The sequence below is a fragment of the Streptomyces griseoluteus genome (assembly GCF_004784465.1).
GTDB classification, from domain to species: domain Bacteria; phylum Actinomycetota; class Actinomycetes; order Streptomycetales; family Streptomycetaceae; genus Streptomyces; species Streptomyces griseoluteus.
Map to the genome: position 1 here is coordinate 681895 of NZ_SRRU01000001.1, position 14711 is coordinate 696605.

Genomic DNA, 14711 nt, shown 5'->3' on the forward strand with positions numbered 1-14711 from the left:
GACCGGACATGACCGAATCCAGCGAGTGGCTCATCTACCGAGGCGCCGGGGAACCCCACGACGGGATGAGCCGGCTGCCCCCGCCCCCGCCCTGGCGTGACTTCTCCGCACGCGGTGCCGAGACCGCCCGGGAGCCGGACGGTGACGGCTCCCGCGACCGCAGGCTCGGCGCGCACCGGCACCTGGCCGAACTGCACCGGCCAGGCGCCGAGGAGCTGGAGATGATCAACGCGGCGCTGTATCTGCGCCGCCCGCTCCTGGTCACCGGCAGCCCCGGCGCGGGCAAGAGCACACTCGCGCACTCGGTGGCGTACGAACTGGGGCTGGGCGAGGTGCTGCGCTGGTCCATCGTGAGCCGGTCCACCCTGCAGGACGGGCTCTACCACTACGACGCCATCGCCCGCCTCCAGGACGTGCAGATCGCCGCGCAGGGCGGCTACGGCAGCGCGGCCGGGAGCCCCGGTTCCGTCGAGGCCATCGGCGGCTACATCCGGCTCGGCCCGCTCGGCACCGCCCTGCTGCCCTCGGACACCCCGCGCGTGCTGCTCATCGACGAACTCGACAAGAGCGACATCGACCTGCCCAACGACCTGCTGAACGTGCTGGAGGAGGGCGAGTTCGAGATACCCGAGCTGCGCCGCCTGGCGGACCGGCTGCCCGACGGGGAGGCCGAGGTGCTCACCGCCGACGGCACCAAGGTCCGGGTGCGTGACGGCCGGGTCCGCTGCACGTCCTTCCCGTTCGTGGTGCTCACGAGCAACGGCGAACGGGACTTCCCCGCCCCGCTGATGCGCCGCTGCATCCATCTGGAGCTGGGCCGCCCGGACCACAACCGGCTCGCCACCTTCGTCCGCGCCCACCTCGGGGACGAGGCCGCGCGGGCCGGTGACGATCTCATCGCCCGCTTCCTGGAGCGCTCGCGCAGTGAACTGCTCGCCACCGACCAGTTGCTGAACGCCCTCTACCTCACCGACGCGGCCGCCCCGCCGAGCCGGGAGCGCCTGGCCGACCTGCTCATCCAGCGACTCGACCGCCCGAGGTGAGGAGCCGATGCCCGACGCACCGGCACGACACGGCCCCGACACCCCCGATCCGCTCGCCGCGCTCGTGCTCCAGTTGCGGAGGGCCGGCCTCGAACCGGACGTGGAGGGGCTGAGCGACGCCCTGTGGCTGGCCCGGTGGACGGGTGAGCGGGAGCCGGCCGGCGCGGCCGGGCGGGCCCGTGAGGTTCCCCCGCCCCCGCCCGTCTCCCCGCCCAAGCCCCACCTCCCGCCCGCGCCGGGGGGACCCGAGGCCCCGGCCCCCGGTCCCGACCGGAGCGTCCCCCTCTACCCGGCGCCCCGTGACGGCCAGACCCGTGTCGGGCCCGGTACCCGGCTCACCGCGCTCCCGGTCGGCGTCCCGGCCGCCCCCGCACTGCCCTCCACCCTCGAACTCCAGCGCGCGCTGCGGCCCTTGCAGGCGTACCACAGTGCGGCACCCCCGCTCCGCCGCGAGCTGGACGAGACCGCGACCGCCGAACTCAGTGCCCGGGCCGGGGGGTTGATCCTCCCCGTGTACCGCGAGGTACGGCGCGGGGACGCCCGGCTGCAACTGGTGCTGGACGCCGCGCCCTCGATGCGGGTCTGGGACCGCCTCTTCGCCGAACTGGAAGAGGTCTTCGCGCAGTTGGGCGCCTTCGGGGACATCCGGATCGCCCATCTGCACACCGGTCCCGACGGCGAGGCGACGGTCAGCGCCAGCGCCGATCCGCGCGGGGCTCCGCAGCACACCGTGGACCGGCTCAGCGATCCCACCGGGCGCCGGATCACCCTGCTGGTGAGCGACTGCGCGGGCCCGCTGTGGCGGTCCGGGGGCGCGCACCGGCTGCTGCACCGGCTGGCCAGGCTCGCCCCCGTCGCCGTGCTCCAGCCGCTCCCGCAGCGCCTGTGGAGCCGTACCCGGCTGCCGGTCACGTACGGCGAACTCACCCGTGGCGACACCCCCGGCGGCACCGCGCTGCGCGTCCGCACCCCCGACGGCGCGCCCGTCGTACCGCCGCCCGGTGTACTGCCCGTGCCGGTGCTGCCGCCCGAACCCGTGGCGCTCGGGGCGTGGGCGCGGCTGCTCGCCGGGGCCGGTGCCGGGCCGGTGTCCGGCGCGGTCGGCTGGGTGCGCGCCGACCAGCCGCCCGCACCGCAGGTGCGCGGCGGACGCAGGCCGACGCCGGTGGAGCGGGTCAGCCGGTTCCGCTCCGCCGCTTCGCCGGCCGCCGGCCGCCTCGCCGTCTACCTCGCCGCCGCCCCGCTCTGTCTGCCGGTGATGCGGCTGGTGCAGCGCACCATGCTGCCCGGCTCGGGCCCTGCCGAACTCGCCGAGGTGCTGCTCGGCGGCCTCGTCCGGCGGGCGGGGGAGGACCACGGGCCGGACGCCGGGCAGTGGTACGAGATGGAGCCGGAGGTGCGGGAGGCGCTGCTGTCCACGCTCGGCCGGGACGAGGCCCTGCTCGTCCTCAAGCACTGCTCCGAGTACATCGAGCAGCGCTTCGGCAAGGGCGGCGCCAACTTCCCGGCCCTCGCCCTCGCCCAGCTCGGCGGCACCAGCCACCCGGCGCGCGGGGAGGAGGACCCGGCGGGTGCCCGCCTGTTCGGCGCGTACCCCGGTGACAACGGCGACGCCACCCTCGTCCCCCAGCCCTTCGCCGAGGTCGCCGCGCGGGTGCTGGAGCGCTTCATGCCGCTGCCGGAGCAGTTCCGGCTCTACGGCACCCGCCCCGGCACCGCCGCCGGACCCAGGCCCACGCACCCGGCGGTGGTCCGGGCCCGCACGCTCCTCGCCCGGTTCGACGCCGACGGCATGGTGCAGGACGTGATCGACGCCGTACAGCTGCTGCGCGGCGCCACCGAGAACGAGCGCCCCGCCGGGGCCGACCCCGGACTGTGGGCCGAGTACGCGTACGCCACGCTGCGGCTGTGGGAGGTGCAGGGCGGCTCGGCGCTGCTGGCCGAGGCGGAGGCCGCCGCCGAGCGGGCCGTGGCCCATCCGCACGCCCAGCGGGAGCGGGCCGCGCTGGCCCGGGTGCTGCGGGCGGCCGCCACCGACCGCAGACGGCGCGGCGACCGGCCCGCCGCGCTGGACCTGCTGCGCCGCGCCGACCGGGAGTACGCCGTCGCCTGCGCCGCCCCCGACCTGGAGCCCGCGCAGGCGCTGCGGCTCACGCTGGAGCGGGTCGGAGCGCTGGAGGCGCAGTGGCGGCTCGGCGGGGACAGCGCGCTGCTCCAGGGCGCGGTCGGCATGCTGGAGGCGTTCGCCGACATCTGGCCCGACCGCAGACACCGCCCGCCCGAACTGCCCCTGGCCCACGGCAGACTCCTGCTCCGCCTGGCCGACGCCACCAACGACCCCGTACAGGCGCGGGGTTATGCCGCCCAGGCGGCCGGCTCGCTCCGTGACGCGCTGGCGGCCGGCGAGGACGGGGGTCGTGAACTCACTCTCATCCGGCTGGATCTGGTCGACGCTCTCCTCCGCTCCGGCGGTGACCTCGCCGAGGCCCGGGAACGCGTCGACGCCGCCCTCGCCACGACCACGGGACGGGCCCTGCGCGCCCAACTCCACGTCAGGGCGGGCCGGATCGGAGTCGCCCGGTACGCCGAGACGGGCGATCCCCGTGAACTCCGCGACGCGGCGGAGGCGTTCGCCCGCGCGGCCGCCGACACCTCCAGGGAAGCCGCCGACTACCCCGACGTCCTCGCCGAGTGGGGCGAGGTGCTGCTGCGCCGGGCCGACGCCGAGAGCGGGGAGCGCGCCTGGGAGGCCCTCGCCCACGCGATCCGCGTCCTGCGGGACTGCCGGCGCGAGACCCACACCGGCAGCCCGCACACCGCGCACCGCCTGCTGATGCTGGGTCGCGCCCTGATCCGGCGCTACCGGCTGCGCGGCGACCGGGTGGACCTGCGCGAGGCGGAGCACCTCTTCGGGCTCGCGGCGGCCGAGGCGGACGACCCGCTGCTGGCCGCCCGCTGCTCGCTGGAGCTGGGACAGGCGCAGTACGAGGCGTACCGGAGCCTGGCCCGGCCGACCCGGCTGGACGACGCGGTGGACGCCTTCCGGGCCGCGGCCGAGTCGGCGCGGGAGGCGGAGGCGGCGGCCGAGTCGGACCGCGACCGCCGGATCGCCGTCGAACTGGGCGCGCAGGCGCACCACTGGCGGGGTATGTCCTATGAAGCGGCCACCCGGCCGCGCGCGGCCCGCGACGCGTACCGCGCGGCCCGCGCCGAGTGGGCGCGGCTGCCCGAGGACAGCCTCGGCACCGGCGCCCCGACCGCCGAGGACACCGCCGGCCGGCTCGCCGGACTCGGCTGACCGGCACCGAGACCACCGAGGCACACCACGGGAGGCAGCGATGACGAGCGCGGGGGACGCGACACCCGTACCGGAGCACGGCGAGCCACTGCCGGATCTGCTCACACTCGACCTGGAGGAACTGCGCACCCTGGACCATCCCGTACTGCGCGAGGTCCTGGACACCCTCACCGAACGGGCGGGAAAACCCGCCGAGATGCTCTGGGGCTTCAACAACTGCCTCTGATCCAACCGCTCTTGGTCACCCGACGGCGGAATCCGGCAAGTTCCGCCGCCTTGCGTTTGGCGCCGGGCCGCGACCGGGAACGCCCCCGCACACACGGGCGAACGAGCCGCGCCCGCATCGCGGTACGGGGGTACGGGATGTCCGGGACGACCGCCGCCCCGACGCGGGCGCGACCGCGCCCCTTCCGCCAGTTCATCGTCAAGGCGCACGGCCGCTGCAACCTCGCCTGCCGCTACTGCTACCTGTACGAGGGCCCCGACCACACCTGGCGCACCCGTCCCGCCGCCGCCCCCGCGGAGGTGCTCGACCGCACCGCCGACCGCATCGCCCGGCACGCCCGCGACCACGCCCTCACCGCGCTCTCCCTCGTCCTGCACGGCGGCGAACCCCTGCTGGCCGGCGCCGGCACCCTGGCGCGCTTCACCGACACCGTCCGCGCCCGCGTGCCCGAGGGCTGCGCCGTGCACGCCACCGTGCAGACGAACGCCACCCTGCTCACCCACGACCGGGTGGCCCTCCTCGCCCGGCACGGCATCCGTATCGGCATCAGCCTCGACGGCGGGAACGCCACCCTCAACCACCGGCGCGTCGACCACGCCGGCCGCCCCTCCTGGCCCGCCGCGGCGCGCGGCGCCCGCCTGGTCGCCGACCACTTCCCCGAGGCGTACGCGGGTGTCCTCACCGTGGCCGACCCCACCACCGACCCCGTCGGGACCTACGAGTCCCTGCTCACCCTGCGCCCGCCCGTGCTCGACCTGCTGCTGCCCCACGGCAACTGGTCGGCCCCGCCCCCGCACGGGGGCGAGTACGGCGACTGGCTGTGCCGCGTCTTCGACCGCTGGTGGTCGGCCGGGCGGCGCGAGACGCGGGTACGGCTCTTCGAGGAGTGCCTCGCCCTGCTGCTCGGCCTGCCCGCCGCCACCGAGTCCCTGGGCCTCGCCCCCTTCGACGCCGTCGTCATCGAGACCGACGGCTCCATCGAACAGGTCGACTCGCTGAAGTCGGCGTACGACGGCGCCGCCGAGACCGGGCTCGACGTGTTCCGGCACGACTTCGACCAGGCCCTCGCCCACCCCGGCGTCGCCGCCCGGCAGGCCGGGCTCGCGGGACTGGCCGGGCGCTGCCGGGCCTGCCCGCTGGTCTCGGTGTGCGGGGGCGGCCACTACGCGCACCGCTACCGCGCCGGGCACGGCTTCGACAACCCGTCGGTGTACTGCGCCGACCTGCAGCGCTTCATCCGGCACGTGGCGGCGCGGCTCGCCGAGGAAGGAGGCACCCCGTGACGGCCCCGCTGGACCGCGCCCTCGCCGAACTCAGCCGCACCGGGGGCGGCCCCGACACCCTCGCCCTCCTCGTCCGCGACCAGGACACCCGGCGCATGCTGCTGCTGCGCGCCGTCCTCGACGCCGCCGAGGGGGCCGGCCCCGCCGACTGCCCGCCCGCCGCCAGGCGCCGGCTGCGCGAGGACTGGGCCCTGCTGACCGAGGCCGACCGCGCCGCCGACGGACCCCGCTCGCCCGCCCGGACCCGGCTCACCTACCCCTTGACCGGCCCCTGGGCCCGCCGCTGCCTGACCGCGCTCACCACCCCCGACGGCGCGGGTGAACTCCCGTTGGAACTGGCCTACTTCAGCGCCCTCGCCGCAGCCGCCGCAGCCCGCGCGGGCCTGCCGTTCAGCACCGGACTCACCGCCCGCGACGGCCTGCTCTGCCTGCCCTCGCTCGGCGTGCTGCGCACCGGGCGGACCGGCTCCGCCGCCATCGAGGTGCGGCACAAGAACGGCCGCCTGACCCTGCGCAGACGCGGCGCCTCCGACGTGCACGTCCGGCTGGAGCAGGGCGTCGGCGCCTGGTCCGGCGCGCCCGCCTGGACCCCGGCCCACGCCCTGCCCGGACTGCTGCCCGGCGCCGCCCCCGTACCGCTGGACGACCTCGACCCGTACCGCACCCCGCCCCACGACCCCGGACGGTTCGCGTTCAGCGGGGCCGGCGGGCCCGACCACGCCGAGCGCAAGCGCTGGCTGCAGGCGTGGTCCGGCACGGCACAGGCGCTGCGCACCGGCGGCGAGCAGCGGCTCACCGAGACCATCGCCCTGCTGCGCTGCCTGGTCCCGCTCGCGCCCCCGCCCGGCTCGGACGGCCGGGGCAGCTCCAGCGGCACCCGGCGCGAGGCGTTCGGCGCGCTGCTCAGCACCACCCCCGCCACCCCGGCCGCGCTGGCCGCCACCCTCGTCCACGAGATGCAGCACACCAAACTCGCCGCCCTCGGGGAACTGGTGGAACTGCACCGCGCCGGACCCGAGGCCCGCTACTTCGCCCCCTGGCGCCCCGACCCACGCCCCTACGACGGGCTGCTGCACGGCACCTACGCCCATCTGGCGCTGGCCGACCACTTCCAGCGCACCGCGCTCGCCGAACCCGCCCGCCGTGAGGCCGCCTGGGCCGAGCACGCCCGCTACCACGCCCAGGTCGCCGCGGCTCTGCCGGCGCTCGTCGCCTCACCCGATCTCACCCCCGCCGGACGCCGCTTCGTCGACGGCATGGCCGCCGCCCACGAACGGCTCTCCGCCCGCCCCGCACCACGGGGGCACACGGCGCGCGCGCAGGCGTACGTCAAGGCGGTGCGCGCCCTCTGGTCACAGCGCCAGCCCCCCACGCCGCCGATTCCGAACCGGTGAAATGCCGACTTCGCACCCCCCGCTGCGCGAAGATCGGCGCACCGAGGCGTTCGTCTCCGGCGGTCGCCGTACTCCCCAGGGCCGCGCCGAGGTTCTACGATTTCCTGTCTACGTGCTGGAGGCCGCCGCATGTCTGAATCCCGTACGCCGGCACCGAGCGGGAACGGGGCCGCGAGGCAGACCGTCACCATCAGCTTCGCCGGGTTCAACCGCGCCTGGGCCGCCTGGATCGGGGACCGGCTGGAGCGGCGCGGCCTCAGAGTGGTCTACCTGCGCTGGGACGCGCCCCCGGACCAGCCCCTCACCGACCTGCTGCGCGACCTCACCCTTGCCGAGGGCCGCACCCTGATCGTGGTCAGCGAGTGGTACTTCCAGCTCGGCCCGCGCACCCACGACGAGTGGAACGCGGCCCTGCGCGAGGTCGTCGGTGCCGATCCGGGCCGGTTCGCCGCCGTCTCCGTCACCAACGCCCCGCTGCCCTCCGCCGTCGCCGCGCTCGCCCCCGTCGACCTCACCAACATGGGCGCCGACGAGGCCGAACGCCGCCTGCTGGACCGCCTCGACCTGCCCCACGACACCCGCCCGGGCGACGACGCGGGGCGCCTGGCGCCCCGCTTCCCGGCCGCCATGCCCGACGTGTGGGGCGGGGTGCCGCGCCGCAACACCCGCTTCACCGGCCGCGAGCCGCTGCTCAACGACGCCTACCACCTGCTCCAGGGCAGCGATCCCGGCGCGGGTGTCCTCACCCTGCACGGCATGTCAGGCGTCGGCAAGACCCAGCTCGCCGCCGAGTACGTCTACCGCTTCGGCTCCGAGTACGACGTGGTGTGGTGGGTCAACGCCGAGAAACGCGTCAGCTACCGCCGCCTCCTCGCCGAACTCGCCCCCAAACTCGGCCTGTCCACCGGCGCCGAGTACGGCGAGCGGCTGCGCGCCGTCCGCGACGCGCTGCGCCGGGGCACCCCGTACTCCCGCTGGCTGCTCGTGCTGGACGGCGCCGACGAACCCGACCAGATCTGGGACCTCGTCCCCACCGGCCCCGGCCATGTGCTCATCACCTCCCGCAACCCCGAGTGGGGCGAGCACAACAGCAAGCTCCTCGAAGTCCCCGTCTACGGCCGCGACGAGTCGGTCGCCTTCATCCGCCGCCGCGCGCCCCGGCTCACCGAACCCGACGCCGACCAGCTCGCCCAGGCGCTGGAGGACCTGCCGCTGCTGCTGGACCAGACCGCGGGCTGGCTCAACGACTCCGACCTCTCGGTGGAGGAGTACATCGCCCTGCTGGACGGCGGGATCGACCAGGACGTGGTCAAGGTGTCCGCGGACTTCCCGCTCGCCTTCCAGACCGCCTGGTCGATACTGCTGAACAAGCTCCGCGAGACCGTCCCCGAGTCCGTCGACCTGCTGCGGCTGTGCACCTTCTTCGCCCCCGGCTTCATCCCGGTCAGGCTGCTGAAGGAGATGAACCACGACGACCTGCCCGAACAGCTCGCCGGGCTGCTGGACGACCCGCTGCTGTGGAACAAGGCCGTCAACCAGCTCCGCCAGTACTCCGTGGTCCGGCTGGAGTCGCACGAGGCCATGCTGGACGAGGCCGTCGCCTCCGGCGAGTCGGTCTACCTGCACCGGATGGTCCACCAGATCGTGCACAAGGACATGCCCGAGGCCGACCGGAGAGAGTTCATCGAGGTGGTCCGCCGCGCCCTCGCCGAGGCCGACCCCGGCCGCCCCACCGACACCCGCAACTGGGACGCGTACGCCGAGATCGTCCCGCACCTCAAGTACGCCGACGTGCTGCGCAGCAAGGACCGCCGGGTGCAGGGGCTGGTGCTCAACTGCCTGCGGTACATGCTGTTCGCGGGGGAGTACACGGCGGGCGTCAACCTCGGCGGCCGCGCCCTCGCCACCTGGCGCGAGCTGCTCGGCGAGTCCCACCCCCGCGTCTGGGAGGTGACCTACCACTACGCCAACCTGCTGCGCTCGGCCGGCCGCTTCCAGGAGACCGAGGCCATCGACCGCGCCGCCCGCGAGCAACTCCTCGCCGAACGCGGCGAACACGACCTCGACCACCTCAGGATGGCCGGCGGACTCGCCGCCGACCTGCGGGAACTCGGCCAGTACGACGCGGCCCTCGAACTCGACGAATGGCTCTACCCCACCTACCGCGAGCTGTTCGGCGAGCACGACTCGCGCACCCTCAACGCCCAGAACAACCTCGGCTTCACCCTGCGCCTCCTCGGGCGGTACGAGCAGGCCCGCGGCTTCGACACCCGGACCCTGGAGGCCCGCCGCCAGCTCCTCAAGGGCCGCCACCCCTGGACCCTGTTCTCCGAGGTCTCCTACGCGGTCGACCTGCGCCTGCTGGGCCGCTACGCCGAGGCCGAGTCGATCCAGACCAAGAACGTCCGCGAGTACCGCATCGTCATGGGCCCGGACAACCAGAACACCCTGCGCGCCGAGCACAACCTCGCGCTGTGCCGGCTGCGCGGCGGGGACCGGGCCGGGGCGGGCGAACTGCTCACCCGCGTCCTGGAGGGGCTGGAGCGCAAGCTCGGGGACAGCCACACGCACACCCTGGCCGCCGCGGTCAGCCAGAGCTGCTTCGCCCGCGAGCACGGCGACATCGACCAGGCCCGCGAGGCCAGCGAGTCCGTCCTCGCCCGCTACGAACTGCTGCTGCCCGAGGGCCACCCCTTCATCATCGGCGCCCGCGCCAACCACGCGCTGGTGCTGCGCAGCGTCGGCGAACGCGACCACGCCCACGTACTGATCGAGCAGAGCCTCGCCGACATGACCGCCGCGCTGGGGGAGACCCACCCCTACGCGCTCGGCTGCGCCGTCAACGCGGCCGCGCTGCGCAACCTGGTCGGGGACACCGAGGCCGCCGCCGACCTCAGCCAGATCACCATCCTGCGCGCCACCGACACCCTCGGCCGCACCCACCCCCTCACCCTGACCGCCCGCGTCGCCTACGCGGCCGACCTGCGCGCGCTGCGCGACCGCCAGCAGGCGGAGAAGGTCGAGCAGGAGGCCCTGTCCGACCTCGCGGCCACCCTCGGCCCCCAGCACGTCCACACCGTCTCCGCCCGCTCCCGCAACCGCCCGTACTGGGACTTCGAGCCCCAGGCGAGCTGAGCGCCGCCGCGCGGGGGCGGGGCCACGGTCGGACCGGTGCCCGCGCGGCAGCGGCGCCACTTCTGGGCCGGGCGTGGCACGAGGGTGGGACGAGTGGAGCCGCTGCCCGCCCACGGCCGTGGCGGAGCGGGAGATGGCCGGGCACCGCCCGGACGGCGAAGGGCCCGGCCCTCCGGATCAGATCCAGGAGAGCCGGGCCCTTCAGTGTTGCTCAGTGAGCAGGGGTCACGCCTCGAAGACCTCGTTCACCAGCTGCTCCTGCTCCGCCTGGTGGCGCTTGGCGGAGCCCACCGCCGGGGAGGAGCCGTGCGCGCGCGAGATACGGCGCAGGCGCTCGCCCGCCGGGACGTCGGCACCGACGGCCAGGTCCAGGTGGTCGATCAGGTTGAGCGCGATGAACGGCCACGCACCCTGGTTCGCCGGCTCCTCCTGCACCCAGAGGTACTTCTCGGCGTTCGGGTACTTGTTGACCTCGGCCTGGACCTCGGCGCCGGGCAGCGGGTACAGCCGCTCGATGCGGATGATCGCCGTGTCCGTGGCGCCGCGCTTCTTCCGGCCGGCCTCCAGGTCGTAGTAGACCTTGCCGGAGCAGAAGACGACCTTGCGGACGGCGGCCGGGTCGACCGTGTCGTCGCCGATGACCGGACGGAACTCGCCGGAGGTGAACTCCTCCGCCTTCGAGGCCGCCGCCTTCAGACGCAGCATCGACTTCGGGGTGAAGACGATCAGCGGCTTGTGGTCCGGGTTGTGGACCTGCCAGCGCAGCAGGTGGAAGTAGTTCGCCGGCGAGGTCGGCATGGCGACCGTCATGTTGTTCTGCGCGCAGAGCTGCAGGAACCGCTCCGGACGGGCCGAGGAGTGGTCCGGGCCCTGGCCCTCGTAACCGTGCGGCAGCAGCAGGACCACACCGGAGGTCTGGTTCCACTTCTGCTCGGCCGAGGAGATGAACTCGTCGACGACCGTCTGCGCGCCGTTGACGAAGTCGCCGAACTGCGCCTCCCACATCACCAGCGCGTCCGGGCGGGCCAGCGAGTAGCCGTACTCGAAGCCCATCGCCGCGTACTCGGAGAGCAGGGAGTTGTAGACGTTCAGCCGCGCCTGGTCCTCGGAGAGGTACTGCAGCGGGGTGTACTCCTCGCCGGTCTCCCGGTCGATGAGCACCGCGTGGCGCTGGCCGAAGGTGCCGCGCTGGGAGTCCTGGCCCGCCAGGCGGACCGGGGTGCCCTCCAGCAGCAGCGAGCCGATGGCCAGGGTCTCGCCCATGCCCCAGTCGATCGTGCCGTCCTCCACCATCGCCGCCCGGCGCTGGAGCTGCGGCTGGAGCCGCGGGTGGACGGTGATGTTGTCCGGGACGTTGACCTGGGACTCGGCGATCCGCTTGACGACCTCCGCGGAGATCGCGGTCGGGACCGCCGCCGGGAAGCCGTCCTTGGGCGCCTGGGACTCGCCCTGCGCCGGCTGCGAGGTGACCTCGCGGACCTCGGTGAAGACCTTCTCGAGCTGGCCCTGGTAGTCCTGGAGCGCCTGCTCGGCCTCCTCCAGCGTGATGTCACCACGGCCGATGAGGGACTCGGTGTACAGCTTGCGCACCGAGCGCTTCTTGTCGATCAGGTCGTACATCAGCGGCTGGGTGAAGGCCGGGTTGTCCGACTCGTTGTGACCGCGGCGGCGGTAGCAGATGAGGTCGATCACCACGTCCTTGTTGAACGCCTGACGGAACTCGAAGGCGAGCCGCGCGACGCGGACCACGGCCTCCGGGTCGTCGCCGTTCACGTGGAAGATCGGGGCCTCGATCATGCGGGCCACGTCCGTGGCGTACATCGAGGAGCGCGAGGACTCCGGGGCGGCGGTGAAGCCGACCTGGTTGTTGATGACGATGTGGACCGTGCCGCCGGTGCGGTAACCGCGCAGCTGCGACATGTTGAGGGTCTCGGCCACCACGCCCTGGCCCGCGAAGGCCGCGTCGCCGTGGATCGCCACCGGCAGCACGGTGAAGTCCGTGCCGCCCTTGTTGATGATGTCCTGCTTGGCGCGGGCGACGCCCTCCAGGACGGGGTCGACCGCCTCCAGGTGCGAGGGGTTGGCGACCAGCGAGACCGCGATCTGCTCGCCGTCCAGCCCGGTGAAGGTGCCCTCGGCGCCCAGGTGGTACTTCACGTCACCGGAGCCGTGCATCGACTTCGGGTCGAGGTTGCCCTCGAACTCCCGGAAGATCTGCGCGTACGACTTGCCGACGATGTTGGCGAGCACGTTCAGCCGGCCGCGGTGGGCCATGCCGATGACGACCTCGTCCAGGCGCGACTCGGCGGCCGAGTCGATGACCGCGTCCAGCAGCGGGATGACGGACTCGCCGCCCTCCAGCGAGAACCGCTTCTGGCCGACGTACTTGGTCTGCAGGAACGTCTCGAACGCCTCGGCGGCGTTCAGGCGGCGCAGGATGCGCAGCTGCTCCTCGCGCTCCGGCTTGGAGTGCGGGCGCTCGACGCGGTCCTGGATCCACTTGCGCTGCTTGGGGTCCTGGATGTGCATGAACTCGATGCCGGTGGTGCGGCAGTACGAGTCGCGCAGCACGCCCAGGATGTCGCGCAGCTTCATCATCGACTTGCCGGCGAAGCCGCCGACGGCGAACTCGCGCTCCAGGTCCCACAGGGTGAGCCCGTGCTCGGTGATGTCCAGGTCGGGGTGCTTGCGCTGCTGGTACTCCAGCGGGTCGGTGTCGGCCATGACGTGGCCGCGGACCCGGTAGGAGTGGATCAGCTCGAAGACTCGGGCGGCCTTGGTGACGTCGTCGTCGTGGCTGGCGTCGATGTCCTTGAGCCAGCGGACCGGCTCGTAGGGGATGCGCAGCGCCTCGAAGATGTCGTCGTAGAAGCCGTTCTCGCCGAGGAGGAGGTTCGCGACCTGGCGCAGGAACTCGCCGGAGGCGGCGCCCTGGATGACCCGGTGGTCGTAGGTCGACGTGAGCGTCATGACCTTGGAGACGCCGAGCTTGTTCAGGGTGTCCTGGCTGGTCCCCTGGAACTCCGCCGGGTAGTCCATGGAGCCGACGCCCATGATCACGGACTGGCCGGGCATCAGGCGCGGCACGGAGTGCACGGTGCCGAGGCCGCCGGGGTTGGTCAGGGAGACCGTGACACCGGTGAAGTCGTCCATCGTGAGCTTGCCCTCGCGGGCGCGGCGGACGATGTCCTCGTAGGCCTGCCAGAACTCGAAGAAGTTCAGCGTCTCGGCCTTCTTGATGGCCGCGACGACGAGCTGGCGGTCGCCGTTGGGCTTCACCAGGTCGATGGCCAGACCGAGGTTCACGTGCGGCGGCTTGACCAGGGTCGGCTTGCCGTCCTTCTCGCCGAACGAGTGGTTCATCGCCGGCATGGCCTTGATGGCCTGCACCATGGCGAACCCGATGAGGTGCGTGAAGGAGATCTTCCCGCCGCGGGCGCGCTTGAGGTGGTTGTTGATGACGATGCGGTTGTCGAACAGCAGCTTCACCGGGACCGCGCGGACCGAGGTGGCCGTCGGCAGCTCCAGCGAGGCGTTCATGTTCTTCGCCACGGCCGCGGACGGACCGCGCAGCGTCACGTACTCGGGACCCTCGGGGGCCTCCGTGGCGGGCGCGGCGGCGGCCTTCGGCCTGGCCGCGGGCGCCGGCTTCGCCGGGGCCTGTGCGGCCGGGGCGGCCTTGGCCGCGGGTGCCTGCGCCGGAGCCTGGGCCGGCGTGGCCGGGGCCTGCGCGGGCTTGGCGGCCGGAGCCGACTGGGCCGGGGCCTGCGCCGGGGCGGGCGCGGCCGGAGCCGGTGCGGCCTGGGCCGGGGGAGCGGTGGGGGTGGTGCCCGCGGCCCCCGCGGCCGCGGTACCCGCCGGAGCCGAGGCGGCGGGCGCCCCCGGCTTGTAATCGGCGAAGAAGTCCCACCAGGCACGGTCTACCGAATTCGGGTCCTGGAGGTACTGCTGATAGATCTCGTCGACGAGCCACTCGTTCGGTCCGAACGCCGCGGCGGCGCTCTTACCGGCTTGGTCGTCGGTGGAGACGTTCGAGTTACTGGGGGACTGTGGCGACACGGCGGTAACCGCCCTCTTCCGCTTCACAAGGTGATGGACAGCGGGAATAAAGGCTACGCCTCCCGGAGGGGGAAGGTCAGGTCGGGCCCGTTCATCGTCGTGCAAGTCACATCGCGAACCGCGTTTCGGGCCGTGAAATGGCGGGAAACAAGCGAGGTTCCGGATACGGGTGGGGAGTTGCGGGCACGCGGAATCGGGGCCCTGAGCGTCCTCGCTCCGCGCATCGCGCCGGCCCGTGCCTGATCACACGTGTCCGACTGGCGGAACGTATGT

7 protein-coding genes are annotated in these 14711 nt (G+C 73.7%); 6 read left to right on the forward strand and 1 reads right to left on the reverse strand.

Annotation, left to right across the window (positions count from 1 at the left end):
• Positions 1–8 precede the first annotated feature (8 nt).
• From E5082_RS03340 to fxsT, 6 genes are all read left to right on the forward strand, one after another.
• Positions 9–1043, forward strand: coding sequence for an AAA family ATPase (locus tag E5082_RS03340; RefSeq protein ID WP_135789757.1), 1035 nt, complete (start codon positions 9–11; stop codon positions 1041–1043).
• A 7-nt stretch (positions 1044–1050) separates the two neighbouring features.
• Positions 1051–4341 (forward strand): SAV_2336 N-terminal domain-related protein, encoded by a 3291-nt coding sequence (locus tag E5082_RS03345; protein ID WP_135789758.1) that lies wholly within the window; start codon positions 1051–1053, stop codon positions 4339–4341.
• Between the two features lie 40 nt (positions 4342–4381).
• The gene (fxsA, locus tag E5082_RS03350; RefSeq protein ID WP_086695674.1) at positions 4382–4567 is read left to right on the forward strand and encodes an FxSxx-COOH cyclophane-containing RiPP peptide; all 186 of its coding nucleotides are present in this window, start codon (positions 4382–4384) and stop codon (positions 4565–4567) included.
• Positions 4568–4704: 137 nt separating this feature from the next.
• A complete protein-coding gene (locus E5082_RS03355) occupies positions 4705–5850 on the forward strand; it encodes an FxsB family cyclophane-forming radical SAM/SPASM peptide maturase (RefSeq protein WP_135789759.1) in 1146 nt (381 codons plus the stop codon).
• Positions 5847–7244: an aKG-HExxH-type peptide beta-hydroxylase gene (locus E5082_RS03360; protein WP_135789760.1), complete on the forward strand. Its 1398-nt coding sequence runs from the start codon at positions 5847–5849 to the stop codon at positions 7242–7244. The genes E5082_RS03355 and E5082_RS03360 overlap by 4 nt, the downstream gene beginning before the upstream one ends.
• A 129-nt stretch (positions 7245–7373) precedes the next feature.
• Positions 7374–10379 (forward strand): FxSxx-COOH system tetratricopeptide repeat protein, encoded by a 3006-nt coding sequence (fxsT, locus tag E5082_RS03365; RefSeq protein WP_135789761.1) that lies wholly within the window; start codon positions 7374–7376, stop codon positions 10377–10379.
• 225 nt (positions 10380–10604) lie between these two features.
• Here fxsT and E5082_RS03370 read toward each other — a convergent pair whose 3' ends face one another.
• Positions 10605–14438: a multifunctional oxoglutarate decarboxylase/oxoglutarate dehydrogenase thiamine pyrophosphate-binding subunit/dihydrolipoyllysine-residue succinyltransferase subunit gene (locus E5082_RS03370; RefSeq protein ID WP_135789762.1), complete on the reverse strand. Its 3834-nt coding sequence runs from the start codon at positions 14436–14438 to the stop codon at positions 10605–10607.
• Between the last annotated feature and the right edge of the window lie 273 nt (positions 14439–14711).